Source organism: Solwaraspora sp. WMMB335 (assembly GCF_049179075.1).
GTDB lineage: Bacteria > Actinomycetota > Actinomycetes > Mycobacteriales > Micromonosporaceae > Micromonospora_E.
In genome coordinates, this window is the sequence record NZ_JBMHMF010000001.1 from 6,349,402 (window position 1) to 6,368,301 (window position 18,900).

9 protein-coding genes, 2 rRNA genes and 1 pseudogene are annotated in these 18,900 nt (G+C 68.5%); 9 read left to right on the forward strand and 3 right to left on the reverse strand.

The annotated features are described in order from the left end of the window. Positions 1–130 precede the first annotated feature (130 nt). Positions 131–3,233, forward strand: a 23S ribosomal RNA gene (locus ACN27F_RS27330). A gap of 63 nt (positions 3,234–3,296) precedes the next feature. After that, a 5S ribosomal RNA gene (gene rrf, locus ACN27F_RS27335) occupies positions 3,297–3,413 on the forward strand. Positions 3,414–3,507: 94 nt separating this feature from the next. On the opposite strand, the gene ACN27F_RS27340 is transcribed toward rrf, so the two are convergent. Continuing rightward, positions 3,508–4,227 carry a hypothetical protein gene (locus ACN27F_RS27340; RefSeq protein WP_421438213.1) on the reverse strand — a complete coding sequence of 240 codons (720 nt, stop codon included), beginning with the start codon at positions 4,225–4,227 and terminating at the stop codon, positions 3,508–3,510. A gap of 112 nt (positions 4,228–4,339) precedes the next feature. Here ACN27F_RS27340 and ACN27F_RS27345 point away from each other — a divergent pair. The 3 genes and pseudogenes from ACN27F_RS27345 to ACN27F_RS27355 all read left to right on the forward strand — a co-directional run. Beyond that, positions 4,340–6,991: pseudogene (locus ACN27F_RS27345) on the forward strand (valine--tRNA ligase); the annotation flags it as partial. Positions 6,992–7,161: 170 nt separating this feature from the next. Then, complete coding sequence (locus tag ACN27F_RS27350; protein WP_421440478.1) at positions 7,162–8,433, forward strand: bifunctional folylpolyglutamate synthase/dihydrofolate synthase; 1,272 nt, start codon at positions 7,162–7,164, stop codon at positions 8,431–8,433. A 17-nt stretch (positions 8,434–8,450) separates the two neighbouring features. Then, the gene (locus ACN27F_RS27355; RefSeq protein WP_421438215.1) at positions 8,451–8,810 is read left to right on the forward strand and encodes a DUF4233 domain-containing protein; all 360 of its coding nucleotides are present in this window, start codon (positions 8,451–8,453) and stop codon (positions 8,808–8,810) included. A gap of 24 nt (positions 8,811–8,834) precedes the next feature. On the opposite strand, the gene ACN27F_RS27360 is transcribed toward ACN27F_RS27355, so the two are convergent. Then, positions 8,835–10,523 carry a VOC family protein gene (locus tag ACN27F_RS27360; protein WP_421438217.1) on the reverse strand — a complete coding sequence of 563 codons (1,689 nt, stop codon included), beginning with the start codon at positions 10,521–10,523 and terminating at the stop codon, positions 8,835–8,837. A 305-nt stretch (positions 10,524–10,828) separates the two neighbouring features. Here ACN27F_RS27360 and ndk point away from each other — a divergent pair, with 305 nt between their 5' ends. From ndk to ACN27F_RS27380, 4 genes are all read left to right on the forward strand, one after another. Next, entirely contained in the window at positions 10,829–11,254 is a 426-nt protein-coding gene (gene ndk / locus ACN27F_RS27365) for a nucleoside-diphosphate kinase (protein ID WP_421438219.1), read from the forward strand. Positions 11,255–11,389: 135 nt separating this feature from the next. Continuing rightward, positions 11,390–13,027, forward strand: coding sequence for an alkaline phosphatase D family protein (locus ACN27F_RS27370; protein ID WP_421438220.1), 1,638 nt, complete (start codon positions 11,390–11,392; stop codon positions 13,025–13,027). 348 nt (positions 13,028–13,375) lie between these two features. Continuing rightward, positions 13,376–16,561 (forward strand): isoleucine--tRNA ligase, encoded by a 3,186-nt coding sequence (gene ileS / locus ACN27F_RS27375; protein WP_421438222.1) that lies wholly within the window; start codon positions 13,376–13,378, stop codon positions 16,559–16,561. A gap of 118 nt (positions 16,562–16,679) precedes the next feature. Then, positions 16,680–17,396 carry a lysophospholipid acyltransferase family protein gene (locus ACN27F_RS27380; protein ID WP_421438224.1) on the forward strand — a complete coding sequence of 239 codons (717 nt, stop codon included), beginning with the start codon at positions 16,680–16,682 and terminating at the stop codon, positions 17,394–17,396. Positions 17,397–17,469: 73 nt separating this feature from the next. Here ACN27F_RS27380 and ACN27F_RS27385 read toward each other — a convergent pair whose 3' ends face one another. Continuing rightward, positions 17,470–18,774, reverse strand: coding sequence for a hypothetical protein (locus tag ACN27F_RS27385; protein ID WP_421438225.1), 1,305 nt, complete (start codon positions 18,772–18,774; stop codon positions 17,470–17,472). Between the last annotated feature and the right edge of the window lie 126 nt (positions 18,775–18,900).

Here is an 18,900-nt window from a genome sequence, read left to right on the forward strand (position 1 = left end):
TTGTTGTCTCTGGTGCCAGGCGTGGCCTGGTCTCGCATACCGGCCATCGTGTGGTGGTGTTGGGTGTGGGGCTTGGGGTTGCGGGTTGGTCGTTTGTTGAGAATTACACAGTGGACGCGAGCATCTTTGTGGTCAAGTTGTCAAGGGCGGACGGTGGATGCCTTGGCACTAGGAGCCGATGAAGGACGTGGGAGGCCGCGATAGGCCTGGGGGAGCTGTCAACCGAGCTGTGATCCCAGGGTGTCCGAATGGGGTAACCTGGCATCAGTCATGTGGTGTCACCTGCACCTGAACTCATAGGGTGTGTGGAGGGAACGCGGGGAAGTGAAACATCTCAGTACCCGCAGGAAGAGAAAACAATTGTGATTCCGTGAGTAGTGGCGAGCGAAAGCGGATGAGGCTAAACCGGTTGCGTGTGATACCTGTCAGGGGTTGCGTGGTCGGGGTTGTGGGACTCTGCTGATCAGACTGACATCTGGTCGGGAAGTGAGAAAGCCAGTTGCTAGCTGAATGGTGTGGAAAAGCCAACCGTAGGCGGTGATAGTCCGGTAGGCGAAAGTGGCTGGTCTTCTGTGGATGTTCCCGAGTAGCGGCGGACTCCTGAAATCTGCCGTGAATCTGCCAGGACCACCTGGTAAGCCTAAATACTTCCTAGTGACCGATAGCGGACGAGTACCGTGAGGGAATGGTGAAAAGTACCCCGGGAGGGGAGTGAAATAGTACCTGAAACCGTTCGCCTACAATCCGTCGGAGCCTTGAGGGGTGACGGCGTGCCTTTTGAAGAATGAGCCTGCGAGTTAGTGGCATGTGGCGAGGTTAACCCGTGTGGGGTAGCCGTAGCGAAAGCGAGTCTGAAGAGGGCGTTGAGTCGCATGTTCTAGACCCGAAGCGGAGTGATCTAGCCATGGGCAGGCTGAAGCGCGGGTAAGACCGCGTGGAGGGCCGAACCCACCAACGTTGAAAAGTTGGGGGATGACCTGTGGTTAGGGGTGAAAGGCCAATCAAACTCCGTGATAGCTGGTTCTCCCCGAAATGCATTTAGGTGCAGCGTTGCGTGTTTCTTGCCGGAGGTAGAGCACTGGATGGTCTAGGGGGCCTACAAGCTTACCGAAATCAGCTAAACTCCGAATGCCGGTAAGTGAGAGCGCGGCAGTGAGACTGCGGGGGATAAGCTTCGTAGTCGAGAGGGAAACAGCCCAGATCGCCAGCTAAGGCCCCTAAGCGTGTGCTAAGTGGAAAAGGATGTGGGGTCGCTTAGACAACCAGGAGGTTGGCTTAGAAGCAGCCACCCTTTAAAGAGTGCGTAATAGCTCACTGGTCAAGTGGTTCCGCGCCGACAATGTAGCGGGGCTCAAGCACACCGCCGAAGCTGTGGCATTCACGCGTGTACTTCGCTGCTTTCTTTGGGAAGTGGTGCAGGTGTGTGGATGGGTAGGGGAGCGTCGTGCCGGGGGTGAAGCAGCGGGGTGACCTAGTTGTGGACGCGGCACGAGTGAGAATGCAGGCATGAGTAGCGAAAGAAGGGTGAGAAACCCTTCCGCCGGATGACCAAGGGTTCCAGGGCCAGGTTAATCCGCCCTGGGTGAGTCGGGGCCTAAGGCGAGGCCGAGAGGCGTAGTCGATGGATAACGGGTTGATATTCCCGTACCCGCGAAGGAACGCCCATGATGAACTTCGTTGTGCTAACCATCCGATCTGTTTGATGCCTTCGGGTTGATGGCGGGGAGCGTGGGAACCTGGCGGGTAGTAGTCAAGCGATGGGGTGACGCAGGAAGGTAGCTGGGCCCGGCCGGTGGTTGTGCCGGGGTAAGCGTGTAGGCTGTGCCATAGGTAAATCCGTGGTGCGTGGGCTGAGACGTGATGCCGAGCCGATTCAGGTGAAGTCAGTGATCCTATGCTGCCGAGAAAAGCCTCTAGCGAGTTCTGAGCGGCCCGTACCCTAAACCGACACAGGTGGTCAGGTAGAGAATACCGAGGCGATCGGGTGAACTGTGGTTAAGGAACTCGGCAAATTGCCCCCGTAACTTTGGGAGAAGGGGGGCCGGAGACGTGAAGCCCCTTTGCGGGTGGAGCGTTGTATGGCCGCAGAGACCAGGGGAAAGCGACTGTTTACTAAAAACACAGGTCCATGCGAAGAAGTAATTCGATGTATATGGACTGACGCCTGCCCGGTGCTGGAACGTTAAGGGGACCGGTTAGCTCTTTGGGGCGAAGCTGAGAACTTAAGCGCCAGTAAACGGCGGTGGTAACTATAACCATCCTAAGGTAGCGAAATTCCTTGTCGGGTAAGTTCCGACCTGCACGAATGGCGTAACGACTTTCCTACTGTCTCAACCACAGGCCCGGCGAAATTGCAGTACGAGTAAAGATGCTCGTTACGCGCGGCAGGACGGAAAGACCCCGGGACCTTTACTATAGCTTGACATTGGTACTCGAAGTAGCTTGTGTAGGATAGGTGGGAGACTGTGAAGCTGGTACGCCAGTATCGGTGGAGTCGTTGTTGAAATACCACTCTGGTTGGTTTGGGTATCTAACTTCGGACCGTGATCCGGTTCAGGGACAGTGTCTGGTGGGTAGTTTAACTGGGGCGGTTGCCTCCTAAAGGGTAACGGAGGCGCCCAAAGGTTCCCTCATCCTGGTTGGCAATCAGGTGTTGAGTGTAAGTGCACAAGGGAGCTTGACTGTGAGACTGACAGGTCGAGCAGGGACGAAAGTCGGGACTAGTGATCCGGCACTTGCGTGTGGAAGCGGTGTCGCTCAACGGATAAAAGGTACCCCGGGGATAACAGGCTGATCTTCCCCAAGAGTCCATATCGACGGGATGGTTTGGCACCTCGATGTCGGCTCGTCGCATCCTGGGGCTGTAGCAGGTCCCAAGGGTTGGGCTGTTCGCCCATTAAAGCGGTACGCGAGCTGGGTTTAGAACGTCGTGAGACAGTTCGGTCCCTATCCGCCGCGCGCGTAGGATACTTGAGAAGGGCTGTCCCTAGTACGAGAGGACCGGGACGGACGAACCTCTGGTGTGCCAGTTGTCCCGCCAGGGGCACGGCTGGTTGGCTACGTTCGGAAGGGATAACCGCTGAAAGCATCTAAGCGGGAAGCTCGCTTCGAGATGAGGTATCCCACCCTTTGTGGGGTAAGGCTCCCAGTAGATGATTGGGTTGATAGGCCGGAGATGTAAGCCAGGTGACTGGTTGAGTTGACCGGTACTAATAGGCCGAGGACTTGACTTCGAGGGTGTTCGCGTTCACTGTGTGATTCTGGGCAAACGACTGTGTGTTGTTTGTGTTGAGGGTTACGGCGGTTTTGGCGGAGGGGAAACGCCCGGTTACATTCCGAACCCGGTAGCTAAGCTCTCCAGCGCCGATGGTACTGCACTCGTGAGGGTGTGGGAGAGTAGGTCACCGCCGGACATCATTACTTCAGGGCCATCCGTTCTCGGATGGCCCTGAAGTGCTTCTCGCCTTCCCCGCAGGTCTGCAGGCACCGGGGAAACCCGGTCATCGGTCATCGGCGCTGCATCGCGGCGCGCAACTCGGTCAGTAGTTTGGCGGACTCGTCGACGCTACGCCCGGGGAACACCGCGACAGCGACGCTTCCGTGGTCGGCCCAGCCACAGACCGGCATGTCCCCGTCGTCGGTCGGCGTGGCCCCGCACTTCATCACCCCGCCGTACGGCCCAGCCGGCACCTCACGAATCCCGGTGACCGTCCCCTGCTCGTCACCGAGCATCTCCAGCAGCGTGTCCAGGTCCCGCTCGGGTGACCACAGCAGCGTGGTGCCGCCGAACAACAGAACGCTGCGCCGCTCGTCGCCTCGACCGGAGTACACCACGCCGATGCTACGGTCGAGGTCGATGCCGGCGGCGAACGCCGTACTCAGATATTCGGCCGTGGTGCGGGCGTCCTCGCTGTCGTCGCGCACCAGGCCGGCGGCCTCGGCCGGCGCGGTGAGCGTGGCATCCTTCTGCCGGAGCACCTCGACGGTCGTCGAACCAATCAGACCGGTACCGACGAGCCCGACGGCGGCGACCAGCGAGCCGGCCACCACCCGTCTCGTCCGTCGACCGTTCGAGCGCCGCGGACCACGTTGTCCGTCACGTCCGTCTGGCTCGTCACCGTCCGGGCGATTGCGCGGCTCCCGTTTCGACTGCGGCCTCGCCGGTGGTGTCACGTCGACCGGCTCCGGCTCAGCTGCCCGCCGCTGCCCGAAGATGTCGTCGACCATGCCCGCCACCGTACGCCATCCGCAGTGCCTGACGAATCGGGTGAGCGCTCCTCCAGGGGGTGCCGGCCATACCTGGGTGAAATCGGTCGCCGGACCTTCGTAAACTCGACGGGTGACCGATTCTCCGCAGCCCCGTCGCGCCGATGCCGCCAGCTTGCCGGCCCAGTACCAGCCCGGCGAGGTCGAACAGCGGCGGTACGAGCAGTGGGTAGCCGAGGGGCACTTCCAGGCCGACGCCGCCAGCGGCAAGCCGCCGTTCTGCATCGTCATCCCGCCGCCGAACGTGACCGGTTCGCTGCACGTCGGTCATGCCCTGGACCACTCGATCCAGGACACGCTGACCCGACGTAAGCGCATGCAGGGTTTCGAGGCTCTCTGGCTGCCGGGAATGGATCACGCCGGCATCGCCACCCAGAACGTCGTCGAGCGGCAGCTGGCCGCGGCCGGGTTGTCTCGGCACGATCTCGGCCGTGAACAGTTCGTGGAGCGGGTGTGGGCGTGGAAGGCCGAGTCGGGTGGAGTGATCCTCGGCCAGATGCGCCGCCTCGGCGACTCCGTCGACTGGAGCCGGGAGCGCTTCACCATGGACGAGGGCCTGTCCCGCGCCGTCCAGACGATCTTCAAGCGGCTGTACGAGGACGATCTGATCTACCGGGCGGAGCGCATCATCAACTGGTGCCCCCGCTGCCTCACCGCGCTGTCCGACATCGAAGTCGAGCACAGTGACGACGAGGGCGAGCTCGTCTCGATCCGGTACGGCTCCGGCGAGGCGTCGATCGTGGTGGCCACCACCCGGGTCGAGACCATGCTCGGGGACACCGCAGTCGCGGTGCACCCGGACGACGAGCGCTACCGCCATCTGGTCGGCACCGAGGTCGAACTGCCGCTCACCGGCCGCCGGATCCCGATCGTCGCGGACCCGCACGTCGATCCCGTCTTCGGTACCGGGGCGGTCAAGGTGACCCCGGCGCACGACCCCAACGACTTCGAGATCGGCCAGCGGCACCAGCTGCCCAGTCTGACGATCCTGGACGAGCGGGGCGTGGTCACCGCGGCCGGCCCGTTCGCGGGTCTGGACCGGTTCGAGGCCCGCCCGGCGATCGTCGCCGCGCTGCGCGCCGACGGGCGCATCGTGGCCGAGAAACGGCCGTACGTGCACGCCGTCGGGCACTGCTCGCGGTGCCGGACGACCGTCGAGCCCCGGTTGTCGCTGCAGTGGTTCGTCCGGACCGGACCGCTGGCCCAGGCGGCGGGGGACGCGGTGCGCGACGGGCGTACCCGGATCGAACCGCCGGAGCTGGCCCCCCGCTATTTTGCCTGGGTCGACAACATGCACGACTGGTGCATCTCGCGGCAGCTGTGGTGGGGCCACCGGATTCCGGTCTGGTACGGACCCGACGGCCAGGTCGTCTGCGTCGGCTCGGACGAGCAGCCGCCGACCGGCGACGGCTGGCACCAGGACGACGACGTGCTCGACACCTGGTTCTCCAGCGCGCTCTGGCCGTTCTCCACTCTCGGCTGGCCCGAGCAGACCGTGGACCTGCGCACCTTCTATCCCAACAGTGTGCTGGTCACCGGCTACGACATCCTGTTCTTCTGGGTGGCCCGGATGATGATGTTCGGGCTGTACGCGATGGACGGGCGCCAACCGTTCGACGTGGTCGCTCTGCACGGCATGGTGCGTGACCAGTTCGGCAAGAAGATGTCGAAGTCGTTCGGCAACGTGGTCGACCCGCTGGACTGGATCGACCGGTACGGTGCCGACGCCACCCGGTTCACCCTGGTCCGTGGCGCCAACCCGGGTGCCGACGTGCCGATCAGCGAGGAGTGGTGCCAGGGGTCGCGCAACTTCTGCAACAAGCTGTGGAACGCCACCCGGTTCGCCCTGCTCAACGGTGCACACCTGACCGGCGAGCTGCCGGCGCCGGCGCAGCTGGGGATGACCGACCGGTGGATCCTGTCCCGCCTGCAGCAGGTGATCGATCAGGTCGACGAGCAGTCCGACGGGTTCGAGTTGGCCAAGGTCTGCGACACCCTCTACCACTTCGCGTGGGACGACGTCTGCGACTGGTATCTGGAACTGAGCAAGCCGGTGCTCGGGGCCGCGGACGCGGCAGCCGACCGGACCCGTCGGGTTCTCGGTCACGTGCTCGACCAGTTGTTGCGGCTGCTGCACCCGGTCATCCCGTTCGTCACCGACGAGCTGTGGTCGGCGCTGGCCGGCGCGGGTCAGCCTGCGGACGGCCGATCTTCGTCAGCCAGCAGCATCATTATCGCGGCCTGGCCGGTCTCCGACCAGTCGTGGTGTGACCCTGCCGCCGAGGCGGAGCTGGCCGTGGTGCAGCGGGTGGTGACCGAGATCCGGCGGTTCCGCTCGGACCAGGGGTTGCGGCCCGCCCAGCGGGTCACCGCCCAGCTCACCGGTCTCACCGAAGCCGGGATCGGCGGGCACGAGCCCCTCATCAGGTCGTTGACCCGGTTGGACGACCCGAGCGCCGACTTTTCGGCCACCGCGAAACTCGCGGTCACCGCGCAGGTCACCGTCGAGCTCGACACCCGTGGGTCGATCGATGTCGCCGCGGAGCGTGGCCGGCTGGCCAAGGACCAGGCGGTGGCCGAGCGGGAAGCAGCCCAGTGCCGGGCGAAGCTCGGCAACAGCGCCTTCGTCGACAAGGCACCGCCGCAGGTGGTCGAGAAGATTCGTACCAGGTTGGCGGTGGCCGAGGCGGAGCTGGCCCGCATCGCCGGCGCGCTCGCCGCTCTGCCGACCGGCTCGTCGCCGGCCGCCGGGTCGACGGATCCCGGGTCGACGGATCCCGGGTCGACACCCGCCGGTGACCAGCCGTGACCTCCGCCAAGCCCGGACCTGCGAGGTCCGGTACGAACGAGTTCGCGCAGGCAGAGCGGGAACTCGCCGGTCGGGGCTTCACCCGGATGGTCTTTGACCTGGACCGGATCAACCAGCTGCTGGATCTGCTCGGCAGCCCACAGCGGGCATACCCGTCGATCCATCTGACCGGCACCAACGGCAAGACGTCGACGGCGCGGATGATCGACTCCCTGCTGCGCGCCTTCGGCCTGCACACCGGCCGCTACACCAGCCCGCACCTGGAGACCGTACGGGAGCGGATCAGCCTGGACGGCGAGCCGATCAGTGAGCAGCGGTTCTCCGCCACCTATCGCGAGGTGGCGCCACTGGCCGAGCTGGTCGACAAGCGGGCGGCAGAGCCGTTGACCTACTTCGACATGACGACCGCGCTGGCGTTCGCCACCTTCGCCGACGCACCTGTCGACGTGGCCGTGGTCGAGGTCGGGCTGGGTGGTGCGGAGGATGCCACCAACGTCCTGTCCGCCGGAGTCTGCGTGATCACGCCGATCGGTCTGGACCACACCGAGTGGCTCGGCGACACCCTCACCGACATCGCGCTGGCCAAGGCCGGCATCGTGCATCCGGGTGCCACGGTGATCACGGCGGTGCAGTCGGAGGAGGCCGCCGAGCCGATCCTGGACCGCTGCGCAGAGGTCGGTGCCACGATAGCCCGCGAAGGCGGCGAGTTCGGCGTTGCGCACCGGGCGGTCGCCGTCGGCGGCCAGGTGCTCACGCTGCAAGGACTCGGCGGCCGGTACGGCGACGTGTTCCTTCCGCTGCACGGTGCCCATCAGGCTCAGAACGCGGCGCTGGCGCTGGCCGCGGTGGAAGCCTTTCTCGGCGCCGGGCCGGGCCGGACGCTCGACGCCGAGCCGATCCGGGAAGGATTCGCGGCAGTGTCGTCGCCGGGCCGGCTGGAGCGGGTACGCCACGCGCCGACGATCCTGCTCGACGGGGCGCACAACCCGCACGGTATGGCGGCGACGGTGACCGCCCTGCAGGAGGAGTTCGCCTTCCGTCGGCTGGTGGTGGTGCTCGCCGTACTCGGCGACAAGGACGCCGAGGCACTGCTCGACCTGCTGGAGCCGGTCGCCGACGCTGTAGTGGTCACGGTCAACACCTCACCGCGGGCGATGTCGGTGGACGACTTGGCCGCTGCGGCGGTGGAGGCGTTCGGCCCCGACCGGGTCCAGCTCGCACGGAGCATGCCGGACGCGATCGAGGCGGCGGTGGTGCTGGCCGAGGCGGACCTGGACGGCGAGTTGAGCGGTGTCGGCGTGCTGATCACCGGCTCGGTGGTCACCGTCGCCGATGCCCGCCGACTGCTGGCCAGATGAGCCCGGCGGATGATCAGATGAGCGACGACCCGGACCCGCCACGGTCAGGCCTGCGTAACCCGGTCGCGGCAGCGCGGGGCCTCGGCGCGGCGACGCTCGGCATGGAGGCCTTGGTGCTGGGCCTGGCGATCCAGCCGATCCGGGTGCTGGGCGACGGATTCGGGCCGGCGGCGATGGCGGCCAGTGTGGCGCTGGCCGTGGGTGCGATCGTCGTCGCCGGACTGTTGCGCCATCGATGGGCCTGGTACGCCGGGACGGTGCTGCAGGCGCTGCTGCTGCTCGCCGGCCTGCTGCACTGGTCCCTGCTGGCGGTCGGGGTGCTGTTCGCCGGTGTCTGGGCATACGTCTGGCACGTCCGGCGGGTCATCCTGAGCTGACCGGCGTCGATGTCGGCGGCCGGCTCAGGCCGGTGCCGGTGCCGGCTGTTCCCGGTCGCGCCACTGGATGATGGCGATGCCGTGCCCGTCCGGATCACGGAACGCGGCTGCCCACAGCTCGGTGCGGGCACCCCGGTTGACCGCACGGGGGGCGTAGGTGAAGCGCACGCCCTTGGACTTGAGCTCATCGTGGACCCGCTGCAGGTCGTCCACTTCCAGATTGAGATGCATGAGCCGTCGGTTGACCGGCGCGACCTCCGGCACCGAGCGCAGGACCAGCCGGGTGGATCCGGAAGCGAGTACGGCGTTGCCGTCGCCGCCGTCGATCTCGAAGAACCCGAGCATGTCGCGGTAGAACTCGACCGAGCGGGCAAGGTCGGCCACGAGCAGCGTGAGCCCGACGCCATGGATCGGCCCCGGATCGATGTCGCCGGCGTCGACGTCATCAGCGTCCAGGTGCCCGGCTGGCTGGTCGCCAACTGGCTGGTCCGTCTGCTGCCCGGCGCCGGGTCGGTCGGTGCGTCCACCGGCCGACCCGTCTCCCGGCGGGTCGGCCAACGCGGTGCCGGTGGCCGCAGCCGTCGCGGTGGACTCCCCGGCGGGCTCCGGTTCCGGCGTGGTCGGCTGCGGTCGGGGCCGACGCGGCAGCGGGACCGGCGGCGGGTCGACCAAGGTGCCTTCCAGCACCACCTGTCCGCCCGGCGTCTGGCTGACCACCACCGGTTCGGGCCGCTCTTCCGGCTGCGGCCCGGCGGCCGCCCGCGACGTCGGACCAGGCCGGGGCCGGTCGCCCGGTTCGGGCCGAGGACCGGGCAGATCCGGCTCGACGGGGCGCGCGTCGGACTCCGGCGGCTCCGGTACCCGCTCCGGCTCCGCCGCCTGCTGCTCGTCGCCGGACGGCTGTCCACGGTCAGACACCCGTTGCGGATCGGGCATCGCAGCGGTGGAAGCGTCCGGCATCGGTTCGGTGAAGGCGTCGTCGGCGAAGGTGTTTCTGGTGAAGTCGGGCCGTGGGTTCTCCGCCGCGCCCCGCCGCGCCGTCGCGGCATCGTCCTTCATCGGAGCGGCTGCGGGATCGCGTAGCGCGCCGAGTTCTTCGCTGAGGTCGGCGGTACGCACCGTGTCCGGGTCAGGTAGCAGATCGTCGTCGTCGCGGCGTACCCACGGCGGTTCCTCGCCGAGCAGGTCGTCATCGGATATCAACAGGTCGTCGTCGAGCGGCTCGAAGTCAGGCTCGTCGAACTCCGACGGCAGGTCGGCGCGTTCGGCAGCGGCTTCGGCGTGGGTGAGCACGTCGTCCCACATGATCCGGACATGCCGCTGGTCGTCGAAGGCCACCATGATCGGCAGGGTGGCCCCCGGGTCGGGCCACTTGGCGACCGGCACCCGGGGATCGCGGACCTTCACCGACCTCGGTGGTACGCCGGGGGCGTCCACCAGGATCTGCAACTCGCAGCGGCCGTACGTGGAGGAGGCCGGCGGTTCGGAAACGCTGCGAACGTGAGCGATTCCGGCGACCCAGGCGCGCTCGGTGCCGGGGAAGGCGGTGATGAGCACCAGGCTGATCGCGAGCACCAGGAGCGCCACCCCGAGCGCGGCAATGGCCCAACTGGTCATGCCGGCACCGAACAGGATGATGAACGTGGCGAGGGTGCCGAGCATCGCGGCGACGAGCTTGCGGGCGGTGGAAACCGGTCGACGGCCGTTCGCCACAGTAGACCTCCCCTGCGTTAGGGCCAGGCTAGGCCGGGCCCGGCGCGGATGGAAGAGCCGTCGGTGCCAGCGCGTGTCGCCGGTCGACGGGCCTGTCCCTGACTCCATCATGACGTGCGGGCAGGCTACGTGCCCCTCGCGTGATCGCGGCGTGCCGTGGCGGGCGCCGTGCGGCCGGTGTTTCCCATTGTCATCAACCCGACCGCCAGCGATCTACGACCCACTAGGCTGGCAGCGCCAGTCCGTACCGGGCAGGCCTCGGACAGACCCGACGAGGCCTGCCCGGCCGCCGCGAAGGAGTCAGCGTGTCCAGCCCCACCGACGTCGAACGTACCCTTGTGCTGATCAAGCCGGACGCTGTCCGCCGTGGGCTGGTCGGCGAGATTCTCGGCCGGTTCGAACGCAAAGGACTGGCCATGGTCACGATGACACTGCGGGACATGGACGCGGCCCTGGCCGACACGCACTACGCCGACCATGTGGACAAGCCGTTCTACCCGCCGCTGCGGGAGTTCATGACCGGTGGACCGTTGGTTGCTCTGGTGCTCACCGGCGACCAGGCGATCGACGTGGTACGTGGCCTGATCGGTGTCACCGACGGACGCAAGGCGGCGGCCGGCACCATCCGCGGCGACCTGGCGCTGTCCAACCGGGAGAACCTCGTGCACGCCTCGGACTCACCGGAGAGCGCAGCCCGCGAGATCAAGCTCTGGTTTCCCGACCTCGGCTAGTCGATGGCGGGCCGTCCGGCCTGCTCCGTCGCACGTTTTCGGCTGGTTCGTGTGGTGGCTACCTGATCCGGGGCATCTCGCCACGTTCCATCGATAGACCTCCAGGGAATGCTCTACCTTCCCTGGAGGACTCCGATGAACCCATGTGATCGCCGTACACTGCTGCGGGCCGGCCTGGCCGGTGGCGCAGGACTCGCCGGCGGCGCGCTGCTCGGCGGACCCGACGCGTCAGCCGCCGCGAACGCCGCCTCCGGCTGGCCCGGGACGCCGGCCTGGCACCCCACCGGCCGTCCGGTGCTCACCCACGGCGTGCAGAGCGGTCTGGCCGGCCCGGGCGAAGCGGTCGTCTGGACCCGCGCCGACCGTCCCGGCCGTCTGATCGTCGAGATCGGCCGCCGGCCCGACCTGCGTGACGCCCGGCGGGTACGCGGCCCGGTGCTCGACGGCAGTGGCGACTACACCGGCAAGCTGCGGCTGCGTGGCCTGCCTGCCGGTGACCGGCTGCACTACCGGGTCCGGGTGGCGAGCCTGGACCGTCCCGGCCTGATCAGCGAGCCGGTGACCGGATCGCTCAGCACCGCACCACGCGCCGGTGGCCACCATGGACGTCATCGGGGTCGGCCGGGCGGCGGTGTGAGCGGGCGGGTCGACGACGTCCGATTCGTCTGGACCGGTGACATCGCCGGTCAGGGTTGGGGGATCAGCGACGACTTCGGCGGCATGCGGATCTTCGAGGCGATGCGGCGCGGCCGGCCGGACTTCTTCCTCTGCAGTGGCGACACGGTGTACGCGGACAATCCGCTCGCCGAAACGGTGACCCTGCCGGACGGGCAGATCTGGCGCAACCTGGTCACCCCGGAGAAGACCAAGGTCGCCGAGACGCTCGCCGAGTTCCGTGGCCAGTTCGCGTACAACCTGCTCGACACGCATCTGCGGGCGTTCGCCGCCGAGGTGCCGCAGCTCAACCAGTGGGACGACCACGAGGTCACCAACAACTGGTACCCGGGTGAGATCCTCACCGACCCGCGCTACACCGAGACCCGGGTGGACGTGCTGGCCGCCCGGTCCCGGCAGGCGTTCCACGAATGGCTGCCGACTCCGGACGACGGCCCGCTGTACCGGGTGGTCTCCTACGGGCCGCTGCTGGACGTGTTCGTGCTCGACATGCGCACCTACAAGGATCCCAACGACGGCAACACGTACGCCGACCCGCACCGTGGCCTGCTCGGTACGCGGCAACGGCAGTGGCTGATCCGTGAGTTGCGGCGCTCGACGGCGACCTGGAAGGTGATCGCGAACGATCTGCCGCTCGGGCTGATCGTGCCGGACGGCGGGGGCGCGCAGGAAGGCGTCGCCCAGGGCGACGGCGGGGTGCCGGCCGGCCGGGAGCTGGAGTTCGCCGAGATTCTCGGCACGGCGCACCGGGCCGGGGTGCAGGGCATCGTGTTCCTCACCGCCGACGTGCACTACACCGCCGCCCACCACTACGACCCGGCGCGGGCCGCGGTGGCCGACTTCACCCCGTTCTGGGAGTTCGTCTCCGGCCCGGCGCACGCCGGTGCGTTCGGCCCGAACACCCTCGACGGTACGTTCGGACCGGAAGCGGTGTTCGTCAACGCCCCGCCGCGGGCCAACACGTCGCCGGCCGAGGGCTTCCAGCACTACGGCGAGGTGTTCATCGACGGCGAGTCCCGGGCGTTCACCGTGCACCTGCGTGACCGTGACGGCCGCTCGCTCTGGTCGACCACCCTGCCGGCCCCGCCCGCCCGCTGACCCGGCAGGGCGGCGGGCAGGGGGTGGGAATGGTGGCGGGCGGGCGGAAACCGGCTCGACGGGTGCGTTACGCTCGAACCTGAAAGCAACCCAACGGCGACGACCCGGCCATCACCGGCGAGCCTCCGGAAGAACCGGCCACCACCGCCGATCAGCGGCAGCGGCAGCCCCAGTAGAACCGGACGGGTCCGGCCCGTCACAGCCGGCCAACGAGCGGGCGGTCACGCATCCCGGTGACCGCCAAGCGAGGTGGTACCGCGGCCCGCGCGGGCGCCGGCGACGGCGTACCGGTGGATTCGTCCTCGCAGCCCCACATTGACAGTGAGCTGCGCGAGGAGAGCGACCACCATGGCGTACCCGATGACCGACCCCGCCGCGAACGCCGGCGTGCCGGCCAGTCCGGACCTGCCCGGGGTGGAACGGCGGATCCTCGACTACTGGGCGGCGGACAAGACCTTCCAGGCCAGCGTCGACCAACGCGACCCCGGCCCGAACGGCGCCAACGAGTACGTCTTCTACGACGGCCCGCCGTTCGCCAACGGCCTGCCGCACTACGGCCACCTGTTCACCGGCTACGTCAAGGACGTCGTCCCGCGCTACCAGACGATGCGCGGCAGGCGGGTGGAGCGTCGCTTCGGCTGGGACTGCCACGGCCTGCCCGCCGAGGTCGAAGCCGAACGCCAGCTCGGCATCGCCACCAAGGCGGAGATCGTCGAGCTGGGCATGGAACGCTTCAACGACGTGTGCCGCAGCTCGGTGCTGACCTACACCCAGGACTGGGAACGCTACGTCACCCGGCAGGCCCGCTGGGTCGACTTCGCCAACGACTACAAGACCCTCGATCTGGACTACATGGAGAGCGTGATGTGGGCCTTCAAGGCCCTGCACGACAAGGGTCTGATCTACGAGGGCTTCCGGGTGCTGGCCTACTGCTGGCGCTGCGAGACGCCGCTGAGCAACACCGAGACCCGGATGGACGACGTCTACCGGGACCGTCAGGACCCGACCGTCACCGTCTGGTTCGAGCTCGACCCGGCGAGTCCGGGCGGTCCGCGCGAGCGGATCGGTGTGTGGACCACCACGCCGTGGACCCTGCCGTCCAACCTGGCGCTGGCCGTCGGCCCGGACATCGAGTACGCGGTGCTGCAGCGCGACGGGCAGCGCTACCTGCTCGGGGCGGCGCGCGTCGAGGCGTACGCCAGGGAACTCGACGGCTTCGAGCGGGTCGGCACGGTGCGCGGCGCCGACCTGGTCGGCCGCCGCTACACCCCGCTGTACGACTTCCTGGTCGACCGGGCCGGGCCGAACGCGTACCAGGTGCTCGGCGCCGACTACGTGACCACCGAGGACGGCACCGGGGTGGTGCACCTGGCCCCGGCGTTCGGCGAGGACGACCAGAACGCCTGCACCGCCGCCGGCATCCCGACCATCGTCACCGTCGACGACCACACCCGGTTCACCGCGCTGGTTCCGCCGTACCAGGGCGAGCAGGTCTTCGACGTCAACAAGCCGGTGATCCGTGACCTGCGCGAGCGCGGCCTGCTGCTGCGCCACGACACCTACACCCACTCGTACCCGCACTGCTGGCGCTGCGACACGCCGCTGGTCTACAAGGCGGTATCGTCGTGGTTCGTCGCGGTGAGCACGTTCCGTGACCGGATGGTGGAGCTCAACCAGCAGATCGACTGGATCCCGGGGCACGTCAAGGACGGCTCGTTCGGCAAGTGGCTGGCCGGGGCCCGGGACTGGTCGATCAGCCGCAACCGGTTCTGGGGCTCGCCGATCCCGGTGTGGCGGTCCGACGACCCGGCCTATCCCCGGGTCGACGTGTACGGCTCGCTGGACGAGTTGGAACGCGACTTCGGCGTCCGGGTCACCGATTTGCACCGCCCCGGCATCGACGAGCTGGTGCGCCCCAACCCGGACGATCCGACCGGCCGGTCGACGATGCGTCGGGTGCCGGAGGTGCTCGACTGCTGGTTCGAGTCCGGCTCGATGCCGTTCGCCCAGGTGCACTACCCGTTCGAGAACCGCCAGTGGTTCGAGCACCACTACCCGGGCGACTTCATCGTCGAGTACATCGGGCAGACCCGGGGCTGGTTCTACACCATGCACGTGCTGGCCACCGCGCTGTTCGACCGGCCGGCGTTCCGTACCTGCGTCAGCCACGGCATCCTGCTCGGCGCCGACGGGCGCAAGATGAGCAAGAGCCTGCGCAACTACCCGGACGTGTACGAGGTGTTCGACACCTACGGCTCGGACGCGATGCGCTGGATGCTGATGGCCTCGCCGGTGCTGCGCGGCGGCGACATGGCGGTGGTGGAGAGCGGCATCCGGGACGCGGTCCGGCAGGTGCTGCTGCCGCTGTGGAACGTCTGGTACTTCTTCGCCCTGTACGCCAACGCGGAGGGTCACACCGCGCGGCGGCGCACCGACAGCACCCACCTGCTGGACCGGTACGTACTGGCCAAGACGGGGGAGCTGGTCGACGAGGTCACCCGGCAGATGGACGGCTACGACGTGTCCGGCGCCTGCGCCAGCGTGCGCACCTACCTGGACGCGCTGACCAACTGGTACGTGCGCCGCTCCCGGGACCGGTTCTGGTCCGGCGACGCCGACGCCTTCGACACCCTGTTCACGGTGCTGGAGACGCTGTCCCGGGTGGTCGCCCCGCTGGCACCGTTGACCAGCGAGGAGATCTGGCGCGGGCTGACCGGCGAACGGTCGGTGCACCTGAGCGACTGGCCGGCGGCGGCCGGGTTCCCGGCCGACCACGACCTGGTCGCGGCGATGGACGCGGTGCGCGACGTCTGCTCGGCCGGGTTGTCCCTGCGCAAGGCGCGCGGCCTGCGGGTCCGGCTGCCGCTGCCGGCGCTGACCGTGGCCACCGCGGCGGCACAGCGCCTACGGCCCTTCGCCGACCTGGTCGCCGACGAGGTCAACGTCAAGTCGGTGGAGTTCACCGACGCCGTCGACACGTACTGCCAGCAGGTGTTGACCGTGGTGCCGCGGGTGCTCGGGCCGCGGGTCGGCGGTCAGGTGCAGGCGGTGATCAGGGCGGTGAAGTCGGGAGAGTGGGTGCTCGGCGACGACGGTGCGCCGGTCGCCGCCGGGGTCCGGCTCGCCGAGGGGGAGTACGAGCTGAAGCTGGTCGCCGCCGATCCGGAGCACTCCGCGCCGTTGCCGGCCGGGCAGGGCGTGGTGGTCCTGGACACCACGGTCACCGTGGAACTGGCCGCCGAAGGGGTGGCCCGGGACCTGGTCCGGGTGATCCAGCAGGCCCGCCGCGAGGCCGACCTGCAGGTGACCGACCGGATCCGGGTCGGTGTGGTGGCCGGCGCGGAGGTGGCGTCGGCGGTACGGGCGTACCACGACTTCGTCGCGCGGGAGGTGCTCGCCGACGAGCTGTCCTGGACCGCGCCGGGCACGGCCGATGGCGAAACCGGTGCCGGGTCCGCTGACGACGCGGCTGCCGGATTCGCCGGTGAGGTCGGCGACGGCGAACCGGTGGCGGTGCGGGTCGTGCGGGTCTGAGTCGCGGGTCTGACCGGTAGCGGCGTGATCCCGTCCGCTACCGTGTCATCCCAACCCTTACCTGTCACCCGTCCCGTCGTTGGTCCCGTCGCTGTTGCGTCCTGTCGCCGGAGGATCCGTGCCGCCGCTGTACTCGATCGGCAAGATTACTGTCGGACCCGCGTTGATGCTGGGTTGGCGTCCCAAGGTGGAGGGGCGGGAGAACGTGCCGACCACCGGTGGGGTGATCCTGGCCGGCAACCATCTGTCCGTCGCCGACGAGTACTTCCTCGGCGCGGTGCTGCCCCGGCACGTGGCGTTCTGGGCCAAGGCGGAGTATTTCACCGGCACCGGGGTCCGCGGTCTGCTGACCCGGGGCCTGGTGACCGGGCTGGGGGCGATCCGGGTGGAGCGCGGTGGCGGCCGGGCCGCGCTCAGCGCCTTCGACGGTGCGATTCCGTTGCTGAAGTCGGGCCGGCAGGTGGCTGTCTTCCCGGAGGGCACGCGGTCGCCGGACGGCCGGCTGTACCGGGGCCGCACCGGGGTGGCCCGGCTGGCGCTGGCCGCCGGGGTCCCGGTGGTCCCGGTCGGGTTCATCGGCACCGCGCAGATCCAGCCGATCGGGGCACTCTGGCCGAAGCTGAGGCCGGGCACGGTCACGGTCCGCTTCGGCAAGCCGTTGGACTTCGCCGGTCGGGGTGACGACCACACCGCCCTGCGGAAGATGACCGATGAGGTGATGACCGAGATCCAGCGGCTCACCGGCCAGGAGTACGTGCCCCGGTACGCTCCGCCACGCGCACCCGGCGGCGGCTCGGGCCCCGCCGCTGGAGAACCCCCCTCGGTGGCGACCTAGGCCACGCCGGTTCGTTCCCCGCTCAGTTCGTTCCCCGGGTCATGCCGGGTCGCGCCGCGGCGGTCCGGCTGCCCTACTCCCTGTCGATCACGTCGGTGCGCAGCCGGTAGGTCAGCGCCGCGCTTTCCTCGACGGAACGGCGGGTGAACAGCGCCGTGCCCAGGCTGCCGTGGTCGGCCCAGGTGCAGACCACCACGTCGGTGCCGTCGGCCCGGCCGGTCCCGCAGCTCAGATAGGCACCCCGGATGTCGGTCTCGAAGGTCGTCACCCCGGTCAGTCGGTACTGCCCGGTGATCCGGCCGATCTCGCTGTCCAGGTCGGTGTCCGGGGTGATCCGAAATCCGGTGGTGCCGAACAGCACCACCAGCTTGCCATTGCCGTCACGGTAGACACCGGCGAAGGTGTCCTCGGCGAGCAGATGAGCGGTGCGCATCTCGTTACGCAACCGGGTGACTGTCCGCTCGCTGGCACCGTCCTCGCTCAGTTCCAGATCGGCGATCTGGCCCGGCAACGCGGCGGTCGCCGGATACTGGTCCCACAACGGCTTGCCAAAATACGCCGGGCAGCCGCAGCAGCAGGCGACCGTCAGGATCGTCAGTAGCGACATCGTCCACGGCCAGCGGCGCCGTTGGCGCCGTGGCCGACGGCGCGCGGACCGTTGCTTGCCCGCGGGCGGCGGTGGCGGGCCCGACGGTGGCCGGTTGGCCGGCACCAGTTGCCTGTTGCGCGGGGTGGCCGCAGGTGCCGCTGGTACGGGCCGGTACCCGGGTGGCGGGTACCCGGGCGCCGCTGGCGGGTACGGCGGCGGTGCGGCGTGCGGCGGGGAGATCGGAGCCGGAGGCGGTGCGGCCGGCGATGAGACCGGTGGTGGGTGCCCGTGCCGCAGGTCGGAGCCGTCCCAGGTGTCGTGCGCGTCAGGTGCGTGGCCGGCCGGCCAGAGATCCGCGTCCGCCCATGGATCGACCGGCGTGCGGGTTTCGGGGTTGTCGTCGGGCGACTCGCCGGCCGGTAGCCGCAGCGTAGGGTCCCGCCGGGGCGCGGGAACGGCACCACCGGCCGCCAGCGTCGGCGGCGCTGCGGCGCCGGGTGACGGCGGCTGCGGTTCGGCGGCACCGTCACGTCGCCACCAGCGCTGTTTCGGCTGCGGCGGCGGCACCGACGCGGCCCCACGCCACGGCGCGGGCGGGGTGGCCGACTCGGGCTGGTCGAACCGCCGTGTGCCGGCGGGCCCGTCACCCGATGCCACCGGTGCCTCTGCGGCACTGGCTTCCCGGCCCTGGACTGCGCCTCGGCCCGAGCCCTCGCTCGCGTCTGGGCGGGTGTCCTGGCCGGTGTCCTGGCCCGCCTGCGGACCCTCGTCCGGTTGCGGCTGCCGCATGGTGGGTACCTCTCCTTCCCGACCCGTCCGAGGTTAGTACCGCCCGGCCAGCACCCCACCGGCAGGAACCGCCACGGAACCGGCGGGTACTGCGGCTACTCGGACATCGCCGCCGTCCGTACGCGT

Bases quoted from the DNA above. Each gene is read 5' to 3' on its own strand.
- ACN27F_RS27340 (WP_421438213.1), bottom strand. From the start codon at position 4,227: ATGGTCGACGACATCTTCGGGCAGCGGCGGGCAGCTGAGCCGGAGCCG.
- ACN27F_RS27350 (WP_421440478.1), top strand. From the start codon at position 7,162: ATGGTCTTTGACCTGGACCGGATCAACCAGCTGCTGGATCTGCTCGGC.
- ACN27F_RS27355 (WP_421438215.1), top strand. From the start codon at position 8,451: ATGAGCGACGACCCGGACCCGCCACGGTCAGGCCTGCGTAACCCGGTC.
- ACN27F_RS27370 (WP_421438220.1), top strand. From the start codon at position 11,390: ATGAACCCATGTGATCGCCGTACACTGCTGCGGGCCGGCCTGGCCGGT.
- ileS (WP_421438222.1), top strand. From the start codon at position 13,376: ATGGCGTACCCGATGACCGACCCCGCCGCGAACGCCGGCGTGCCGGCC.
- ACN27F_RS27385 (WP_421438225.1), bottom strand. From the start codon at position 18,774: ATGCGGCAGCCGCAACCGGACGAGGGTCCGCAGGCGGGCCAGGACACC.